Genomic DNA, 376 nt, shown 5'->3' with positions numbered 1-376 from the left:
ACTGCTTTATATTCATTAGGGTGCACCACTCAACCAGCTCATACTTTGAGGAATACCTAGAACTCGATCTTCTAGTGCAAACTTACATTGGCGATATTCATAACTACTCTGGCTAATACCTGCAAAATGGCAATACTCCTTTACAGTCAGTTGCCTAACCCCCATGAGCTGGCATATCACACTTTGAGGTGCAGTGCATTTAAGTGCTTTAAACAAATCAGGATGGTGAATACCTTTCAAGAACATCAAGTTTATAACCTCCATCCATGCGAGCTGCTGAACATCTTTAATACTTTCAGGGATTATTAAGCATGGGTGATCGCTATCATTCTCGAACCTTAAAACCTGATCGACTCTTTGGAAATCATTAAAGAAA

Annotated in this window: 1 protein-coding gene; it reads right to left on the bottom strand. The window is 39.6% G+C overall.

The genetic code is table 11. From position 1 onward, the window contains the following. Nucleotides 1-15: 15 nt before the first annotated feature. Nucleotides 16-376 (bottom strand): hypothetical protein (locus BTV99_RS13715; RefSeq protein ID WP_218607615.1); only part of this gene is annotated, 361 nt, incomplete at its 5' end.

Source organism: Psychrobacter sp. Rd 27.2 (genome assembly GCF_001921755.1).
Lineage (GTDB): Bacteria > Pseudomonadota > Gammaproteobacteria > Pseudomonadales > Moraxellaceae > Psychrobacter > Psychrobacter celer.
The sequence above is the reverse complement of the archived record's forward strand: the minus strand, read 5'-3'. Positions and strand labels throughout refer to the sequence as shown.